The sequence below is a fragment of the Paenibacillus sp. NPDC058898 genome, assembly GCF_049316025.1.
Lineage (GTDB): Bacteria > Bacillota > Bacilli > Paenibacillales > Paenibacillaceae > Paenibacillus_AQ.
Genome location: NZ_JBMOSM010000023.1, coordinates 1 through 17494, shown reverse-complemented (window position 1 = coordinate 17494; position 17494 = coordinate 1). Strand labels below are relative to the sequence as shown.

Sequence of the window (17494 nt, the reverse complement as noted above, 5' to 3'; positions counted from 1 at the left end):
CACAAGAACTCATAATTTTCTTCACTTGCTCAGCTTTACTGTCATCCCCGCCATCGCCACACGGACTCCCTCTGGAAGAGGCATCTCATTCCGAACGTCGACGTCATGCGACATATGGGTATACACCGTTTGGCGAGGCTTCACCTCGGCGAGCAGCTCTGCCGCTTCCTTCATATCATAAACGGAGCGCGTCTCGAATTTGGCGGTTTCATGAACAAAGCTGGTTCCCAGCACCAGGAGATCCACGCCCTTCAGCGGTTCCTTTTCGGCAGGGCTCAGATTAATCGAGTCTGAATTGTATACCCATGTGTACCCTTCCTTCTGGAACCGGTACGCGTAGGAGTACCCGTTCTGTCCATGGTTTACCTTCCAGCAGGAAATCTCCCAGCCGCCAAGCGTCATCCCATCGTCCACAGCCGTCATCTCCATCTGGCGCGGAAGCCATGGATACTGGCGTACAATCTGCTCCAGCACCTCGGCAGGGGCGTATAACCGACCTTTTTCCCTCTGCCATCTGCAGGCATCACTCCATTCCGGAAGACCGCCGATATGATCAAAATGGGCGTGCGTAATCAGCATATCGCTCATCTTCCGCTTTCCCAGCCCCTCCATCATAGAGCGCCAATCCGGGCCGCAGTCGATCATGAAAGTCGTTTCTTCGCACCCCACCATCACGGCAGAGCGCAAACGCCGATTGATTCCCGTATTCCGAGCTTCCGTGCATACCTCACAATCGCAATATACTCGCGGAACGCCCATGGCATCTCCCGTTCCCAAAAAAGTCAATGTATCCCCGCGCACATGACATCCCCCATTTGTGTTATCGATTCGTTCTTGGTTACGCAAACCTTGTCCCTATATTGTATAAGCGCACAAAGAAAAAACAAAAACCGCCCGGATCATCCCGAACGGTCTTTCGTCATTCCTGCCTAAAGATACGGTATCATAGCCATTCACTAAGCAAAAGAGGGCTTATTATCGTCAACAGCTCCGCTGATGACCTTGACGTATTTCTTATCTACACCTTCCACGGAAGGACCAACATATACACTATTCTTGCTTGGGCGTCTAACCGAGCGCTTCCGGGATTTCAGCGTACTCATCATCGGTACGGGTCCCCGAACCACCCAGCTGCTGCTATTGGCGGACCCCTGCGGATGACCTGACGTTCTCTTCTTCTCATTCCTGCTCACGACGAATCCCCTCCAACTAAATGCCTGATGGTACGAAGCAGCTCACGATTCTGTTCTACAACCTCCGCGAGATCTTCATCCGTAAGAATCTCATGTCCCGTAAAATGCACGGACAATACATGATTTACACCTAAAGGATAGCAGAACACATACACCTGCGCAACTTCCTCTTCGTGATAAAATGCCCATTTTCCACTATTATAGACATCTATCACGTAAATCGACTGGTTACTTGGCGAATGTTCCGTATTCCCATCGAACGGGAAATACCGTCCTCTACCTACATTACCCCCGATTTGGGCAATGCCTTCATCTCTACGGCCCCAGAAGGCGGCGCCGGTCACCCTGAAATCCCCTGCAGCCGGTGGGAGCAAGGAATTTCGGACAGCTTCACTCAGTGCATGATATTTTTCAGCTTCATCATTCACATGCACATTTCGGTTATATTCCCAGAAAAAATGCAGCACGCTTTGCTTGCGCCTCAGCTCCGCATCCTTCTGCTCAATCACGGTGCTCGGGTTGTTGTAGAACCCTTCGGTTTCGATCGCACTCAGAATATGCCCGCAAGCGACATCGACCGCTGATTTGTAATCATCATCGCTTCGCAGTTCGTATTCGAGCAGCGTTAAGCCCTGCAGGTCGGAGAGTAGATGGTAATCCTTAACGATAACGTCTTGAACGGAACTGCTGTCTGCCTCCACTTGATCCGGGATGATGCAGTACACCCTTCGCCGCCCGAGCTTTCCCCAATACAGCCCCATCTCGAACAACGTGTTGTCGCGAGTAACAAATACATGTTTGCCTCGAATGAGGGCCACATCATCCGGAGAAAAGACGAACACACCAAAATCACTGGACGCCAGCTGCTTCTCCAAAGCTTCCATCGTATACATGTTCGCCCCGAACGTCCCGCCGTACCAAGGTGTCACTTGAGCGGATCGTTTGATCTGTTCGTGGATCGCCCGTGCATACTTGATGGCCTCTCTGGAAGAACCTATGAATAAATTCGGCTTCGGTATGGTCATAGGCACATCCTATTCTCCCTTTGTTATACATTTTAGTCTTATTCGACCATTATAACAAAGTTGCCTATTTTTGGGTGAAAATTATGGCAGGCGCATGTTGGTATAGTATATGCTAAGGTCTCAAAACAGACCCCATAAATAACCATGTGCCTGTGTCCCGATCTTCAATGGCAAAGAAAAAAGGGCGGTCAACATTCATGACGATCGGCTCGGTAGGCTGAACGGCTGCTGTCTCGACCCCAACCGCTGTAATCGCTGCGGCCACCGTGCCCTTTTCACTGACATCCACCACCGTTTTGTGTTTTACCTTTTCAATCCAAAATTTCTCTCCATCGTGTGCCATGGCGCTAAAATCAGCTGCATCCCTGTCGAATGCCTGAATCATTCCCAGGCTTTGAAGCGCATCCGGCAGCTCGAAGGTCTGTTCCACCTTAAATTTGGGCAGCCCAAGCTGGATGGTCTCATGCGAGAAATCGTCTTTCCAGGCGGACGTATCCTTCCACAACTGCTGCTGCAGCTCATCCATAGATGAGGTTTCCTTTGGCAAGATGACCAGCATATGCATTCGGCCATCTCCATAAGGAATGCGGATGGCCTGCCAGGACGCCCCTTCTTTGTAACTGTATCGTGCTTCCCGCTTCATCATCGGAATTTTTTGCGTGGTGCCGTCAGAAAGCGTGAATTCTTCCTCTACGGTATTCGCCGGATCAAATTCATCCATCCACCCGCCGTTAAAATAAATGGCATTGATCAGGACCGCAACACCGCCTGGCGGCTCATCATAAATCGTAGGGATCATGCCGCTCGTCTTGTCGTTTACCCACTGGTTTATCGCATTCATGGCATCGGCATGCATCAAGTTGGCCTCCTTAACTTCAGCACGATAGCTATCCTTAACGGTCTGCAAATACGGCTTCTTCATCTCAAGTCCTTGCTGGTGCCACACGGAATTGGCCACGTTCAGCACGACCCCGCCCCCGTTCTCCAGCAATGATCGCAGCTGGCGGTTCCCATCGTTGATATCCGCATCATTCATGCCCTTCCAGCCAAGCATATCGGACATCTCGGCCGCCGTATCGCCGGCTGTGCCGTTATAAGCAAGTGCCAATGCTTGCGTAATGCTGTATGGAGAAATAATCAGATTGCCGTTCTTGTACTCAGGGCTATTCGATAACGCTTGATGCAAGCGTAAGCCAAAATCATTCTGCGCTTTCACCATGCCGGTATTTACCTTGCCCAATACCTCTTTGCGTTCCTGAGCCGACAATTCCTTCACTTTGGGCTGCTTATGCACAATTCCTTGCGGTTCCCCTGACTGGATCTCGCTGCCCTGAGCGCAAGCGGTAAGCCCAATAAGCAAGCACAGGCCTGTGAGTACCTTTCTTTTTCGCATAACCTTGTCCCCCTTCAATGTCAGATTCTTTGTCTATCTGCTATTGACGGAATGACACCACCTAATGTTTCATATAAAGGATCATTTATCCAAATTCAGTTGGCAATCAACTTCATCACCGTTACAATGTAGAGAACTCGCACCGTACTTAAGGCATATACAGAATACAGAGCGAAAGGAGTTTCTACATATGCAAAAAATTCGTCTTGAAGGCAGCAAAGTTACGCTAAGATCCAGAAAACCCGAGGATACCCCAGTTTTATATAATTTGATCTATGGCAATGAGAATCCGGAATGGAAAAAATACGACGCTCCTTATTTCCCGCTCAAGCAGATTTCCTATGAAATTTTTGAAACACAGTGGAACGCCGACTTCGAAACCGATCAATTTCCGAATGACCTGCTCATCGAAGCCGAGGGAAAGACGATTGGCATCGTCACGTTTTATTGGGAGCATGAAGCCTCACGCTGGCTGGAAGCCGGAATCCTGATTTACGATCCGAGCCATTGGAGCGGTGGCTACGGTACGGAAGCACTGTCGCTCTGGATTGAATGCCTGTTTCAAAATCTCACCATCGCCCGTGTCGGCATCACCACCTGGTCCGGCAATCCGAGAATGATGCGCTGCGCGGAGAAGGTTGGCATGTTGCTTGAAGGCCGCATGCGGAAGTGCCGGTATTACGAGGGCGTCTACTACGATTCCATTCGTATGGGCATTCTGCGAGAAGAATGGGAAGCGCAGAAAGCGCGCGTGTAGGGCAAGATGTACTGCGCAATTCGTATACGTGGAATATTTGCAGCGCATGAGGCGTTATTCAGACGATTGCTAATGTTCTATAAATACCAAGAAAGCGAGCCGGCCAGGAGATCCTGGACGGCTCGCTTTCTCTCTTTTTGATTGACGGGTCATTACGAAACGCAACCCATACACAACTATCCCTCATGAACCCATCCAATCGCTCCGTTTGCCATCAAGCATCATAGCCCGGCCAGTACCTGATACCAGACTCCACGCTTGGAATACAGCGTCTCGCGCACCTCATCCCATCCACCCAGATACTCGATATCAAATAGCCCCGGCGGGTTGAAAAACCGATCCTTCGTCTGTTCAAACACCGATTCTTCAACCGGACGGAACCCATATTTCACGAAGATGTTCTGCGCCTCCGGTGTGCGCAAGTACTCCACAAAAGCGGTCGATACATCCTGAGTGCCGTGCTTTTCAGCAAAACGTTGGACGACTGCAGCCGGATTCTCGATCAGCATCGTATGCTGCGGCACAACGATATCATACTGGACGCCTTGGGCAATCCGGGCAAGCAGCTCGTTCTCATACGTTACGATCACATCTCCGACCCCGTATTCAAAAGCCGCCATGGAAGCCCGCCCGCTTTTATCGAGCGACTCCACATTGCGGTGAACCGCTTCAAGAAAAGCTTTCGCTTCGGCAGGATCACGCTTTCCGTTCTCTTCCGATTGTTTCAGCCCCGCGCCGTAGATCGCGTTAATATCCCACTGGGCGCCGCCCGAGGTCTTCGGATTCGGATACAGCACCTTGACGTCCGATCGGGTCAGATCGTCGAAATCCCGTATCCCTTTCGGATTTCCCTCGCGCGTGCCGAGAACGACAATGGATCGTGTCACCATGCCGTTATACGGCTGGGATTTCCATTCCGAGTCCACAAGCCCTTCCCTGACCAGCTTGTCGACATCCCCTTCCATGGCAAGCAGCGTGACGTCGGCCTCAAATCCGCCCGTGATGGCACGAGCTTGTGTTCCGGAAGCCTCGTAGGATTCCTGAAACCGAATCGTTTCTCCCGTCTGTTCCTTCCACTGCGCTTGAAAAGCAGGGATGATCTCGGACAGGGCATCTCTGGCCACGCTATACGCGCCCAGAACGATCGTTCTCTCTCCGGTTGGGGTTATCACTTCTTCGCTATCGGGCGGGTCACTCGCGCATCCTGCCATAACAAAACTGAAGAGAAGGGCCATGCCAACCAGCAGGAATGAGGTATGTTTCATATTCAAGATCCGCATGAATGAATCCACTTCCCTTCGGATATTTAGAATCATCAGATCATAATTGGCATCGGGTCGACCTTCAGTCGATTCTCCTCGATCCAGCTGTGCTCCTCATTAAAGAGGTAAGCTCGGTGAACGAGGACGCGGACCTCTTGACCCGGATACAGCGTTTCCTTCTCCAGTGAACGGTAGGTGATCAGCTTATGTCCCTTAACCTCCACCTCCACCAGCCATTCGCTGCCGCGAAAATGCAGATGACGAACGATCCCCGTCTCCGTTGCAGACAGCACGCTGAAATCATGCTTGCTTCCAATCTCGATATATTCCGGGCGAATCAGCGCACGCGTCGCATTCTTGTTAGCCGCTGCCTCAAATCCCTTCAGCTCGGCCGCGCTCGAAATCACGGTGGATTCCCCTATGAATGAAGCGACAAACGGCGTCTTCGGCTCCTTGTAAATATCCCAAGGCGTTCCCTTCTGCTCAACACGCCCCTGATTAATAATCATAATTTCGTCCGCGACTTCAATTGCTTCATCCTGGTCATGCGTAACAAAAATCGACGTAATGCCGACCCGCTCGATCAGCTCGCGAAGCCAGGAGCGCAGCTCCTGACGGATCTTCGCATCGATGGCTGCGAACGGTTCATCCAATAACAGCAGCTGCGGTTCAGGCGCGAGCGCTCTGGCAAAGGCTACACGCTGACGCTGTCCACCGGATAACTGGTGCGGATAGCGGCTCTCGAAACCTGTTAAACCGGTCAGCTCCACCAATTCCATGACCCGGTCCTTGATTATGGCCTTGGGAGTCTTCTTCACCTTCAAGCCGAAAGCGATGTTATCAAATACGGTCATATGCTTAAACAAGGCATAATTCTGGAACACAAAGCCGATTCCGCGCTCCTGCGGCGGAAGATCATTGACCACTTTACCATGAAAGGAGATTTGCCCGGAGTCCGGATTCTCGAGCCCCGCCAGCATGCGCAGGATGGAGGTTTTACCGCCTCCGCTGGGCCCCAGAAGTCCAATCAGATGTCCCTTCTCAATCTCGAAGCTGACATCCTTGACGGCATGAAACGTACCGAAATGCTTGTTCAGATCGCGAACTTCCACATGCATATCAATGCACATCCTTTCTTTTTTTGGCCCATTCCATCAGCAGCAAGAGTCCCACCGAGAAGGCAGCCAGTACCAATGCGACGCCATTCGCCGCAGCCACGTTAAAATTCTCCACATCCTGATATACAAGCGTTGTCGCCGTCTGAGTTTTGTTCATGATATTACCGGACACTACCAGCACTGCACCAAACTCGCCCAATGAACGGGCTACCGTGAGCACCAGGCCATATACGACAGCCCATCGGATGGAAGGCCACGTTACTTTCCGGAACGTTGTCCATCCGTAAGCCCCTAGCGTCGCTGCCGCTTGTTCCTGATCATTCCCAATTTCCTGCAGGACAGGCATGACCTCGCGAACCATGAGCGGAAACGTGACAAAGAGTGTCGCGATCACCATGCCCGGGAAAGCATACACCACCTTAAACCCGATCCCTTCAAAAAAACCGCCCATGATGCTGTCGGGTCCGAGCAGCAGTACAATCATCAAACCGCCAATGACCGGCGATACCGCATAAGGCAGATCGACAATGCTGTTCAGAATGCCTTTGATCTTGCGGCTGAGCCAATTCGCCCGTACCAGGTACAACGCCATCATGATGCCAAATAACGTATTAAAGAACGTAACGAATACCACGATAAGACCCGTCATCATCAGGGCATGCAAGGCTTCTGGCCTGAACAGACCTTCGGCAAACCCATTCAGACCTTTATCAAACGCACCGAATGCAATTCGAGACAGGGGGATGATTAGCAGAATGATAAATACGGCGTACGTAAGTCCGATCCACAGACGTCTCAAGCTCGTTTCCCCCTCTGCTGTACGGCATTAATCACCCAGAGGATGATGAAAGAGAGGGTAAGGAGCAGAATAGATACGGCAGCTGCTCCTGCAGGATTATCGCTCTCGACCTCACCGAAAATAAAAACCGATGCAATCAGCGTTCTTCCCGGAATGTTGCCGGCCACCAAGACAACGGCCCCGAATTCGGCCAATGCTCTTGAGAATGCCAGCATGCCTCCGCTTATAATCCCTGGGAGCATCGACGGCAGGATGACTTTAAAAAAGGTTCTCGTCCTGGAAGCTCCCATCGTATATGCCGCTTCTTCCTCCAGCGGGTCGAGTTCCTCCAGCAGCGGCTGAACCGCCCGGATGACAAACGGAAACGTGACAAACATCATCGCTATCACAATCGCGGGCTGGTGGAACACAATTTCAAAACCCAATTTCTCTGCCATGCCACCGAGAAAGCTCCCGGGGCCCAGCAGCAGCAATATCATCAGACCGCCTACGGCTGTCGGAAGCGCAAAGGGCAGGTCGACCAGACTGTTCAGCAGCGTCCTTCCCGGAAACTTATAACGTATGAGCACCCATGCAATCATCGTTCCGATAAGCACGTTGATGAAAGTAGAGATGACGCCCAGCTTGATGGTAAGCAGCACAGCCTTCCACGCTATCGGATCCATAATGCTCTCCGTAAAATGACTCCATCCTGCAGAGAATGATTGCACATATACCCCAAAGATCGGCAGTACGATCAAGGCAAGAAAATAAAGCAGCACGGTACTTCGAAAACCCCAAGTCCAACCTTTATGACGAATCCATGTTGTCATATCGTATCCCTCCCGCCTCCGGATGGCATCCCGGTCGACACTTTCACAAACCATCTTTATATTTCCTATTTGTATACTTGGTTTTCTTTACACATACTTTACCAAAAGCTGAATCCCATCGTCAATCCATCTTTTGCACTTTATCGGGTAAAATAATAGAAATGGTAAGAAAAACGTCTATCGACGTACTTTCTAAGTAGACAGACCGCATTTAGTGGAAGTTTTTCTTGCGAGATAAGGATGCTAAGCCTCGGATGTTTATGCTTTCTTATCTCTTAAAAAATGAGGAGGTATTCTACATGCTGTATACCGGTGAATTAGATACGCAAGACCGCGATGAGATGAGGGATATTACAAGGGAGATCCACTCCTACGTGAAACAGAGCGGGGTCCAGCAGGGAACGGTGCTGATCTATTGTCCGCATACGACGGCGGGGATTGCCATCAATGAGAATGCGGATCCTGATGTGAAACGGGACGTCCTGATGTCGCTGGATGAAGTATATCCATGGAATCATCCCAAGTATCGCCATGCGGAGGGCAACACCGCTTCCCACCTCAAATCGATCACCTGCGGCCCTTCCCAGACCGTGATCATTCAGAACGGACACCTGCTTCTCGGACGTTGGCAGGGCATTTATTTCTGTGAATTTGATGGTCCGAGGCAGCGCCAATATCATGTGAAGATCATGGAAGGATGATCCCTTAAATAAGATTTTATGTTGACGCCAGCACATGTATAACAACACAAAAAGAAGACAGGCACATGCTAGGGGGCGTGGACCTGTCTGTATTTTATTCATTAGGTGATTGACGTTTCAACGCTAGATCGTTGTAACGGATTGAAGTATCAAACTATACGTCTTGGCAACATTTCAAAATCAGACCCTGCTGTACAGACTCCGGCATAACACTTTGATATGGGTAAGAGCGGCTGGTTTAATCTCATCAAAACCAATTCTGTCCTGAATATAATACGATATAAATCCATGCAGCGACAAAAACAAAGTCAGCGGAACGGTTCGCCGTTCTTCCTCACTGTAATTCTCCTCAAGCAAATACTGACGGACCAGCATAGCAAACATTTCAAAACAGCGTCCCTGCTCAGAGCGACAGTAGGACAGCAGTTCTTCGTCCCGAATCATGAACATGATTTCGTATTGGTAAGGATTATCCAGACCGAAACGAACGAATTCCAGCATCAGCTGCTCCAGCTTCGATACCCCGTCACAGGGAGGCTTTCCCGAGATTTCCAACAGCAAATCATTTAGATCATTAAAGTCCTTCATGACAATGGCGTAGAAAAGCTCCGCCTTTTCCTTAAAATGATAATACAAGGAGCCATGGCTGTAACCCAGATGCTGCCCGATGCTTCGCATCGATATGGCCCTGTATCCTTTGGTTATGAACAAATGCCTGGCTGCTTCCAGTATCCGCTCTCTCGACAACTCGCGTTCTACTGCTCTTCTTGCCATATTATTTTATTCCCCTTCAATAAAATAAAGCCGCTCTCCCTCTGTGATCAAGGACTGCCCCTGTGTCAAATCCACCATCCAAGTCATAAAGCTCTCCGCATCACCATCGAGCGGCAAGCAGGTCAAGGTCACCGTGTCGGCAAAGTTTGTCTCTCCCATACGAACGCCCCGGTTACGAAGCTCGTTCTCCACCTTACCCAGCCAGGTATAATCCAGCTCCACGAAAATCTCCCGGTGCAGAACCCTTGTAATCGGTTCGCCTGACTCAATCGCAGCCACGGCTCCGTCGGTGTACGCCCGGATCAATCCGCCCGCACCCAGCATTATGCCGCCAAAATAACGCGTGACCACAATGGCTACATTCTTCCGCCCCTGATTGCGGATCACCTCGAGAATCGGCTTACCCGCCGTTCCGCTCGGTTCCCCGTCATCCGATTGCTTCTGAATCTCATCCCGCTCTCCGATCATATAAGCAGAACAATTATGGGTAGCATTCCAATGTTTTTTCTTGATCTCTTCAATAAAAGCGACGGCTTCCTCTTCGGTTTCAACTGGCATTACGTGCCCGATGAAACGCGATTTCTTGATGACAATCTCTTTGGAGCCCGTCTGACGTACCGTTTTGTAACGATCCAGCATGATACTACAACCACCTCTATATTGCCAAGAAAGCAGTCCACGGCAATGATATGCCAGCGGACTGCTTCCTTCAGCGTCTTACGTCTAATCTAATGAAAGTGTCAGGTTAATCGGAAAGTCTAGCTTCCAATTCGGCCTTCTCTTTCTCATACCCAGGTTTGCCGAGCAATGCGAACATATTTTTCTTGTACGCCTCTACGCCCGGTTGGTCAAACGGGTTGACACCCAACAGATAGCCGCTGATACCGCAGGCCTTTTCGAAAAAGTATACCAGATATCCGAACGAATAGGGAGTGAAATCTGGAATTGTCACAATCAAATTCGGAACTTGTCCGTCTGTATGGGCCAGCATGGTGCCTTGGAAGGCCTTTTTGTTGACAAAATCCAATGTTTTCCCGGTCAGGAAGTTCAATCCGTCCAGATCATCCGGGTCCGATTCAATCGTAATATGCTCGGATACGTTCTCAACCTGAATGACCGTCTCGAAGATGTTGCGGCTGCCTTCCTGGATGAATTGACCCATGGAGTGCAGATCGGTAGAGAAATCGACGGATGCCGGGTAGATCCCCTTGTAATCCTTGCCTTCGCTCTCGCCGTAAAGCTGCTTCCACCACTCGGATACAAAATGCAGGGAAGGCTCGTAGTTCACGAGGATCTCGATGCCTTTGCCTTTACGGTAAAGCGCGTTACGAACCGCCGCATATTGGTATGCCTCATTCTCGGCTACGTTCGGGCTGCTGTATTCCTTGGATGCGTCAGCCGCGCCTTGCATCATTTCTTCAATGTTAATGCCTGCCGTAGCAATCGGAAGCAGACCCACCGCTGTCAGCACGGAATAACGTCCGCCCACATCGTCAGGGATGATAAAGGACTCGTAGCCTTCCTCGGAAGCCAGCTTCTTGAGGGCGCCCTTCGCTTGATCTGTCGTAGCGTAAATACGTTTGCGAGCTTCTTCCTTGCCGTATTTCTTCTCCAGTTCCGCACGGAAAATACGGAATGCGATAGCCGGCTCCGTCGTTGTGCCGGATTTGGAAATGACGTTGACGGAGAAGTCTTTGCCTTCAATCAATTGAAGCAGGTGGGTCACATAAGTGGAGCTGATGTTGTTACCCGCAAAATAGATTTCCGGTGTCTTGCGCTGGTCCTTCGACAGCTCATTATAGAACGAATGCGACAGCATTTCGATGGCCGCGCGTGCCCCGAGGTAGGAGCCACCGATTCCGATAACGATCAGAACGTCCGAATCGCTTTGGATTTTGGCAGCCGCTTTCTGGATGCGCGAGAATTCTTCTTTATCATACTGCGTCGGCAGGTCGATCCAGCCCAGATAATCGGAGCCGGCACCCGTACCGTTATGTAACTGTTCATGAGCTGTGCGGATCGGCTCAGCGAAATAATCAACTTCGTGCTGATTAACAAAAGTCAGTGCTTTACTGTAATCAAACTTGATTTTTTTAGACATGCCTTAAAACCTCCTGTGAATTTAGAAATAGGATACTTTAATTTAATAACGACCGCAAGTTTCACGGGCCAACTGTCATCTATTCTTCATGCGCGGATCTCCTTACCGCTTCCATTCCTCACAAACGCTGGCTTCGTTTCGGGAACCCATGCTAAGATAGAGTGGATCAGGAATCCATAATCGAAGGTGATATAGCTATGAAAAAAATCGGGTTTATCGGACTGGGCACCATGGGCGCTCCCATGGCCTCCAATCTGCTGAAGCAGGATTACGATGTGACCGTGTATAACCGCACCCATGAAAAATGCCGTCCGCTCGCCGAACAGGGAGCCTCCATTGCGGAGACGCCTCGTGAAGCGGCTGAAGGACAAGATCTTGTTATTACGATGGTAAGCAACGACCAATCCATCCGCAATGTATTCTACGGAGAGAACGGTCTGCTTGGCTCCCTGAAGAGCGGGATGACCGTCATTGACTGCAGTACGATCTCCGAGAGCCTTGTCAAGGAGATTGCTTCCGCCGTATCCGGTCTCGGCGCTTCCTTCCTGGATGCCCCGGTAACCGGCAGCAAGCCTGCAGCGATTGATGGAACCTTGGTCTTCATGGTTGGCGGCGATGCCGCGGTCATCGAAGCCCATGCAGACGTATTTGACACCCTGGGCAAAAAAGTCATCCACATGGGACCTAACGGAAGCGGCGCTGTCGCGAAGCTTGCGCATAATACCATTGTGGGCATTAACAATCTGGCGCTTGCCGAAGGCTTCGCCATCGCCGCGAAGTCAGGCATTCCCGCTGACAACTTCCTGGAGCTCGTGCAGTTGGGATCAGCTGGCAGCAAAGCGGCAGAGCTGAAGGGACGCAAAATTATCGAGGGCGATTTCAGCAACCAGTTCTCGCTTGCGCTCATGCTCAAGGACCTTAAGCTGGCCTCTTCACTCACCGATGGCATTGGAATGCCTTCCCCTATGCTGAATCTGGCAAAGAGCCTGTTTCAAGCCGGTGCTAGCGAAGGCTATGGCGAAGAGGATCTTTCCGCTGTCGTGAAATGCTATGAAGCCTGGATCGGCCAGAAAATCGGCGAACAGCAGCCATAATACCAGCTAAGCCATGCTTTACCTTACACTGGCCTCCTTTATACTGGTTCCGGATTATCCGGACCAGGAGAAGGAGCCAGTTTTTTTGGTCTTTTTCATGATTTTACTTCCAGAAGAAACTTTTTGCATTTTATTTCGTCTACTATGCGAAGGGAGGAAATACAACATGAAATGGACCAAAGGTTTAAAAGCAGTGACAGCCGCTGCCCTATTAACCACTGTACTATCTTCGGTAACAGCTGTATCACCGGCTTCTGCTGCAGCCAAACCAACCGCTTCGATTAACAATGTGACCGCTAGCGGTGAAGTGCTGATTAAGCAGGGCTCCACCTTTGTTACCCTAACCGATCTCAAGCCTCTGGGTAACTATGTCATGAAGTACGACAACAGCAAGAAACAGGTGACAATTCAGGGTGACCACCGAACGGTGATTCTCACGGCGGGTAGCACCCGCATGGTAGTGAACGGAGTTCAGAAGACGCTGCCTGCAGCCCCGCTGCTCCATAAAGGCAAGACCATGATTCCCCTGAGGGCCGTAGCCCAAGCTTTTGATGCCGACATCGACTGGAATGGTTCTCTAAAGACGGCTTATATCAATAAAGCAGATGCCGTTATGCTTGCTGACTTAAAGAGCTCCGATCTGGCCACTGCCCGGAATGCTGCAGCCAAGCTGCCTTATTCATCCCAACTGCAGAAACCTGAGCTGGAAATGCTCCCTGTGGAAATGCAAGGCGTGAATTATTATTTTCCAAAAGGCAACTCCAATCGCTTCTTCCTGGTCGATAACGACATCGCTGAATATTACGAGATCCAGGGTGGCGTCAAATACTTGAAATGGCAAGGCAAGCTGGACTACTCCGCCAAAGCGGCTGCGAATCAGAACCTGTTCTTCCTGCCCCCGATTCAAGCAGAGATCGGTAAGCAGCCGGATGCCAGGAACTGGACTGTAGCCGAATTCGCATTCCGTTATCCTTCCGGCGTCACCAGCTACAAACTGCTCGACCGCGGCAAGGAATGGGGCGAAGGATACGTAGAGCTTGATAACCACTTACCAGGCTACAAAGGCGAGATCGTGCCGATTCCGGAAGAATGAATCCATTATAACAACCACCGTTAACGGCATGCGTTGATATCCGGCATTGACAATAAGGGTTCAAAGCCAACGGCTTTGAGCCTTTTTGTTGTGCATTTACGGACACGAAATCACATGCAGCATTTAATTTATTACATGGTCGGATAAGAGCAGCAATAATCCGTAACGGTGCGGATTTCCAGCTTAAAGCTTGAATTGCCCGGAACGTTAAAGGTCGCGGCCCCTTGAATCTCTAACCACTCCTGCTCACCGGGCAGCAGGACACGCAAATCGCCCGACAAAATTTCCATAATCTCAGGGCCATCCGTGCCGAATTCATAGCTTCCCGGAAGCATGATGCCGAGCGTTACCTTCTCGCCACTGTCCAGCAGCACCGTACGGCTGGTTACCTTCCCCTCATAGTAAACGTTGGCTGCCTTTGTAACGGTAGCATTCTTAAATTGTGTCATCGACAAACTCTCCTCCTCCAACATCGTTATGGCTTGATATATGGACGGCACCCGCATGATGCGGGTGCCGGAAAATCAATATGGAGTTAGATCCGCCTGGATTACAGCAAGCCTTTTACGCGGCTAACCACATTCTCAACGGTAAATCCGTACTCGGCAATGACACGGTCGCCAGGAGCCGAAGCGCCAAATGTGTTGATGCCCAGGATGTCGCCTTTGTCTCCGACATAACGCTCCCATCCGAACGGATGAGCCATTTCAATAGCCAGACGGGCTTTTACGTCAGGAAGCAGCACGGAATCTTTGTATGCCTGATCCTGGCTGTCAAACAGATCCCAGCTCGGCATGCTGATGACGCGTACATCGATGCCTTCTTCAGCCAATGCTGCTTGCGCTTTAACGGCAAGCTGAACCTCAGAACCCGTTGCAATGATTTGAGCTTGCACGTTGCCATCCTTCGCATCGGCAACAACATAAGCGCCGCGTTTGATGCCTTCACGTGCATGATCCACCGTACCTGGAAGAATCGGCAGATTCTGACGTGTCAGCACCAAAGCTACCGGACGGTCGGTGTTCTCAACCGCATAGGCCCATGCCGCGGAAGTTTCGTTGGCATCCGCAGGACGGATCACCGTCAGGCCTGGAATAATACGCAGGGAGGCCAATTGTTCAATCGGTTCATGCGTAGGGCCGTCTTCACCGACAGCGATGCTGTCATGAGTCAGCACATACGTAACCGGCAGCTTCATGATCGCAGCCAAACGTACAGCCGGACGCAGATAATCCGTAAATACGAAGAACGTACCGCCGAAAATCTTCAGTCCGCCATGGAGGGCGATACCGTTCATGGCACCGGCCATTGCGAATTCACGAACACCATAGTACACGTTACGGCCTTCGTAGCTGTTCGCTGTGAAAGAGGCCAGGTCGTTCAAGTGAGTCATCGTGGAGCTTTCCAGGTCAGCCGATCCGCCGAGCAGCTGCGGTACGCCTGCAGTCAACCCGTTCAGCGCTTTACCGGAAGCTACGCGAGTGGAAACCGCTTTGTCATCCGCGCTGTATTTCGGAAGGTCTTTGTCCCATCCTGAAGCCAGTTCACCGGATTCGCCGCGCTCGAATTGCGCTGCCAGTTCCGGGTAAGCCTCTTTGTATTTCGCAAACTGATCAACCCAAGCTTGATAAGCCGCAATACCGCGCTCTTTCACTTTGCCAAAATGCTCGCGCACTTCCTCAGGCACATAGAAGTCCTCTTCATATACCCAATTATAGAAATCCTTGGTCAGCTTCGCTTCATCAGCTCCAAGCGGAGAACCGTGCGTACCGCCATGACCGCCTTTACCTTGTTTGTTCGGGCTGCCATAACCAATGACGGTCTTCACTTCGATCAGCGTCGGACGGTTCGTATCGGCTTTCGCTTCCTCGATCGCTTTCTCGATCGCAGGCAAATCGTTGCCGTCTTCTACGCGCAGCACTTGCCAGCCATAAGCATCAAAGCGCTTCGCTACGTTCTCGGAGAATGCCAGGTTAAGCTCGCCGTCAAGGGAGATATCGTTGGAATCGTACAACATGATCAATTTGCCAAGCTTCAAATGACCTGCCAGGGAAGCTGCCTCGGAAGCCACGCCCTCCATCATGTCACCGTCGCCGCAAATCGCATACGTATAGTGATCAACCACATTGAAGCTGTCTTTATTGTAAGTCGCGCCCAAATGAGCTTCAGCCATTGCCATACCTACAGCCATAGCCACGCCTTGTCCAAGCGGACCTGTCGTTGCATCAACGCCGGCCGTGTGGCCGAATTCCGGGTGACCCGGGGTTTTGCTTCCCCATTGACGGAACTGCTTCAGATCCTCAATGGACAAGTCATAACCGCTCAGGTGAAGCAGACTGTAGAGCAGCATGGAGCCATGGCCTGCAGACAAGACAAAACGGTCGCGGTTAATCCACGCCGGCTGGTCCGGGTTATGGTTCATCGTCTTCGCGAACAGTTGGTAGCCCATAGGTGCAGACCCCATCGGCATGCCCGGATGACCGGAGTTTGCTTTTTCGATCGCGTCGATCGCCAATGTCCGGATCGTTGCGATGGACAGGTTGTCGATCGTTTGGTTATGTTCAGTTGTCATGATTCGTCCTCCTCAAATCTTTTCCATAGTAAGCTTCGAAAATGAAGGCTTCTTACGTCCCGCCAGCCCCAATCCACATGGTATCAGAGCAGTTAGGAATGTTGAGAATATCATTTTGACTCTTATTGTATCACCACACGTCTTTCATTTCCATAACGTAATTGTCAAAGTTGTGTAAAGGCCGTCAGGGAGAGCGACATCCCCCTTGCATTATTTCCCTTAATAGTCCGGTTATAACCGGATTCGACATCCGTTAAACGATTTTATGGACTTCGGCGGTATGGAAAAAGTTACTTCACTCGACAAATGAAAAAGCTTCGGCCTAAGCTGTACATTAGACAGCTTAGGCCGAAGCTTGAGGCGGCACATCAGCGCGTGCCGCGTTTTTTGGCTTTGAGGAGGCGATCCATGGAGGAGCCTCCTTCCGGAGCCGGCCCGTTCTCCCCGGGCCGGCCTTGGCCGTCCCCCTGCGCCTGCGGCGGCGGGGGAGGCGGCATGGGCGCGCTTCCCTTGCGCGCGCCCTGGCTTGCGGCCGGCTTCGCCTGGGACGGCCGCTCTTCCCGCAGCGGGGCATCCGCCCGCTGCGAATCGCGCGCCTCCGGCGGGGCCTTGCGGCCCCCTGCCGGAGCTGCGCCGGGTGCCGGGGCGGGGTTCCCGCCCCCGGCACCGTGGCCCGCGCCGCTGCGCTCGCGCGCGGGCGGGGCCTGCGGCGGCGGCTTCGCGGAGCTGCCGCCGTAGAAATCGGCGGCGCGGGCTTTGCGCGCCGCCAGCCGCTCGAGGCCGGCGTCACGCGCGGCCTC

17 protein-coding genes and 1 pseudogene are annotated in these 17494 nt (G+C 51.5%); 4 read left to right on the top strand and 14 right to left on the bottom strand.

Features of this window, described 5'->3' with window-relative positions:
* Positions 1-21: 21 nt before the first annotated feature.
* The 4 genes from ACOZB4_RS32040 to ACOZB4_RS32025 all read right to left on the bottom strand — a co-directional run bounded on the left by ACOZB4_RS32040 (position 22) and on the right by ACOZB4_RS32025 (position 3611).
* Positions 22-801, bottom strand: a complete 780-nt coding sequence (locus ACOZB4_RS32040) for an MBL fold metallo-hydrolase (protein ID WP_379415676.1) — start codon at positions 799-801, stop codon at positions 22-24.
* Between the two features lie 155 nt (positions 802-956).
* A complete protein-coding gene (locus tag ACOZB4_RS32035) occupies positions 957-1193 on the bottom strand; it encodes a hypothetical protein (RefSeq protein ID WP_215163405.1) in 237 nt (78 codons plus the stop codon).
* The gene (locus ACOZB4_RS32030; protein WP_379415712.1) at positions 1190-2218 is read right to left on the bottom strand and encodes a TIR domain-containing protein; all 1029 of its coding nucleotides are present in this window, start codon (positions 2216-2218) and stop codon (positions 1190-1192) included. The genes ACOZB4_RS32035 and ACOZB4_RS32030 overlap by 4 nt, the downstream gene beginning before the upstream one ends.
* Before the next feature lie 112 nt (positions 2219-2330).
* On the bottom strand, positions 2331-3611 hold the full coding sequence (locus ACOZB4_RS32025) for a serpin family protein (protein WP_379415679.1): 1281 nt from the start codon (positions 3609-3611) through the stop codon (positions 2331-2333).
* A gap of 190 nt (positions 3612-3801) precedes the next feature.
* Between ACOZB4_RS32025 and ACOZB4_RS32020 the strand changes: the two genes are divergently transcribed.
* Positions 3802-4368 carry a GNAT family N-acetyltransferase gene (locus ACOZB4_RS32020; RefSeq protein ID WP_379415682.1) on the top strand — a complete coding sequence of 189 codons (567 nt, stop codon included), beginning with the start codon at positions 3802-3804 and terminating at the stop codon, positions 4366-4368.
* Between the two features lie 221 nt (positions 4369-4589).
* Here ACOZB4_RS32020 and ACOZB4_RS32015 read toward each other — a convergent pair whose 3' ends face one another.
* Genes ACOZB4_RS32015 through cysT form a run of 4 tightly spaced genes read right to left on the bottom strand, consistent with a single transcriptional unit; the run spans position 4590 to position 8359 of the window.
* Positions 4590-5648: a sulfate ABC transporter substrate-binding protein gene (locus tag ACOZB4_RS32015; RefSeq protein WP_379415684.1), complete on the bottom strand. Its 1059-nt coding sequence runs from the start codon at positions 5646-5648 to the stop codon at positions 4590-4592.
* A gap of 35 nt (positions 5649-5683) precedes the next feature.
* Positions 5684-6748, bottom strand: a complete 1065-nt coding sequence (locus ACOZB4_RS32010; protein ID WP_379415686.1) for a sulfate/molybdate ABC transporter ATP-binding protein — start codon at positions 6746-6748, stop codon at positions 5684-5686.
* 1 nt (position 6749) lies between these two features.
* Complete coding sequence (locus ACOZB4_RS32005) at positions 6750-7547, bottom strand: sulfate ABC transporter permease subunit (RefSeq protein ID WP_379415689.1); 798 nt, start codon at positions 7545-7547, stop codon at positions 6750-6752.
* Positions 7544-8359 carry a sulfate ABC transporter permease subunit CysT gene (cysT, locus tag ACOZB4_RS32000; RefSeq protein WP_379415692.1) on the bottom strand — a complete coding sequence of 272 codons (816 nt, stop codon included), beginning with the start codon at positions 8357-8359 and terminating at the stop codon, positions 7544-7546. The genes ACOZB4_RS32005 and cysT overlap by 4 nt, the downstream gene beginning before the upstream one ends.
* A 299-nt stretch (positions 8360-8658) precedes the next feature.
* Here cysT and ACOZB4_RS31995 point away from each other — a divergent pair, with 299 nt between their 5' ends.
* Positions 8659-9060, top strand: coding sequence for a secondary thiamine-phosphate synthase enzyme YjbQ (locus ACOZB4_RS31995; protein WP_379415695.1), 402 nt, complete (start codon positions 8659-8661; stop codon positions 9058-9060).
* A gap of 180 nt (positions 9061-9240) precedes the next feature.
* Here the strand turns inward: ACOZB4_RS31995 and ACOZB4_RS31990 are convergent, their stop codons facing one another.
* From ACOZB4_RS31990 to ACOZB4_RS31980, 3 genes are all read right to left on the bottom strand, one after another.
* Complete coding sequence (locus ACOZB4_RS31990) at positions 9241-9834, bottom strand: TetR/AcrR family transcriptional regulator (RefSeq protein WP_076324627.1); 594 nt, start codon at positions 9832-9834, stop codon at positions 9241-9243.
* Positions 9835-9840: 6 nt separating this feature from the next.
* On the bottom strand, positions 9841-10473 hold the full coding sequence (locus ACOZB4_RS31985; protein ID WP_076324628.1) for a YigZ family protein: 633 nt from the start codon (positions 10471-10473) through the stop codon (positions 9841-9843).
* 106 nt (positions 10474-10579) lie between these two features.
* The gene (locus ACOZB4_RS31980; RefSeq protein WP_076324629.1) at positions 10580-11935 is read right to left on the bottom strand and encodes a glucose-6-phosphate isomerase; all 1356 of its coding nucleotides are present in this window, start codon (positions 11933-11935) and stop codon (positions 10580-10582) included.
* Positions 11936-12132: 197 nt separating this feature from the next.
* On the opposite strand from ACOZB4_RS31980, the gene ACOZB4_RS31975 reads away from it, so the two are divergent.
* Positions 12133-13029, top strand: coding sequence for an NAD(P)-dependent oxidoreductase (locus ACOZB4_RS31975; RefSeq protein ID WP_379415699.1), 897 nt, complete (start codon positions 12133-12135; stop codon positions 13027-13029).
* A gap of 166 nt (positions 13030-13195) precedes the next feature.
* Entirely contained in the window at positions 13196-14122 is a 927-nt protein-coding gene (locus ACOZB4_RS31970; RefSeq protein WP_379415701.1) for a copper amine oxidase N-terminal domain-containing protein, read from the top strand.
* Between the two features lie 131 nt (positions 14123-14253).
* Here ACOZB4_RS31970 and ACOZB4_RS31965 read toward each other — a convergent pair whose 3' ends face one another.
* The 3 genes and pseudogenes from ACOZB4_RS31965 to ACOZB4_RS31955 form a co-directional block, all read right to left on the bottom strand.
* The gene (locus tag ACOZB4_RS31965; protein ID WP_339267666.1) at positions 14254-14571 is read right to left on the bottom strand and encodes a pyrimidine/purine nucleoside phosphorylase; all 318 of its coding nucleotides are present in this window, start codon (positions 14569-14571) and stop codon (positions 14254-14256) included.
* 101 nt (positions 14572-14672) lie between these two features.
* A complete protein-coding gene (tkt, locus tag ACOZB4_RS31960) occupies positions 14673-16694 on the bottom strand; it encodes a transketolase (protein ID WP_379415704.1) in 2022 nt (673 codons plus the stop codon).
* Positions 16695-17062: 368 nt separating this feature from the next.
* Positions 17063-17494, bottom strand: a pseudogene (locus ACOZB4_RS31955) (hypothetical protein); the annotation flags it as partial.

Excerpts from the sequence above, each read along its gene's own strand:
- ACOZB4_RS31975 (WP_379415699.1), top strand. The coding sequence starts at position 12,133 with ATGAAAAAAATCGGGTTTATCGGACTGGGCACCATGGGCGCTCCCATG.
- tkt (WP_379415704.1), bottom strand. The coding sequence starts at position 16,694 with ATGACAACTGAACATAACCAAACGATCGACAACCTGTCCATCGCAACG.
- ACOZB4_RS32020 (WP_379415682.1), top strand. The coding sequence starts at position 3,802 with ATGCAAAAAATTCGTCTTGAAGGCAGCAAAGTTACGCTAAGATCCAGA.
- ACOZB4_RS32030 (WP_379415712.1), bottom strand. The coding sequence starts at position 2,218 with ATGACCATACCGAAGCCGAATTTATTCATAGGTTCTTCCAGAGAGGCC.
- ACOZB4_RS32015 (WP_379415684.1), bottom strand. The coding sequence starts at position 5,648 with ATGCGGATCTTGAATATGAAACATACCTCATTCCTGCTGGTTGGCATG.
- ACOZB4_RS31985 (WP_076324628.1), bottom strand. The coding sequence starts at position 10,473 with ATGCTGGATCGTTACAAAACGGTACGTCAGACGGGCTCCAAAGAGATT.
- ACOZB4_RS31980 (WP_076324629.1), bottom strand. The coding sequence starts at position 11,935 with ATGTCTAAAAAAATCAAGTTTGATTACAGTAAAGCACTGACTTTTGTT.
- ACOZB4_RS32025 (WP_379415679.1), bottom strand. The coding sequence starts at position 3,611 with ATGCGAAAAAGAAAGGTACTCACAGGCCTGTGCTTGCTTATTGGGCTT.
- ACOZB4_RS31995 (WP_379415695.1), top strand. The coding sequence starts at position 8,659 with ATGCTGTATACCGGTGAATTAGATACGCAAGACCGCGATGAGATGAGG.
- ACOZB4_RS31970 (WP_379415701.1), top strand. The coding sequence starts at position 13,196 with ATGAAATGGACCAAAGGTTTAAAAGCAGTGACAGCCGCTGCCCTATTA.
- ACOZB4_RS31990 (WP_076324627.1), bottom strand. The coding sequence starts at position 9,834 with ATGGCAAGAAGAGCAGTAGAACGCGAGTTGTCGAGAGAGCGGATACTG.
- cysT (WP_379415692.1), bottom strand. The coding sequence starts at position 8,359 with ATGACAACATGGATTCGTCATAAAGGTTGGACTTGGGGTTTTCGAAGT.
- ACOZB4_RS32010 (WP_379415686.1), bottom strand. The coding sequence starts at position 6,748 with ATGCATGTGGAAGTTCGCGATCTGAACAAGCATTTCGGTACGTTTCAT.
- ACOZB4_RS31965 (WP_339267666.1), bottom strand. The coding sequence starts at position 14,571 with ATGACACAATTTAAGAATGCTACCGTTACAAAGGCAGCCAACGTTTAC.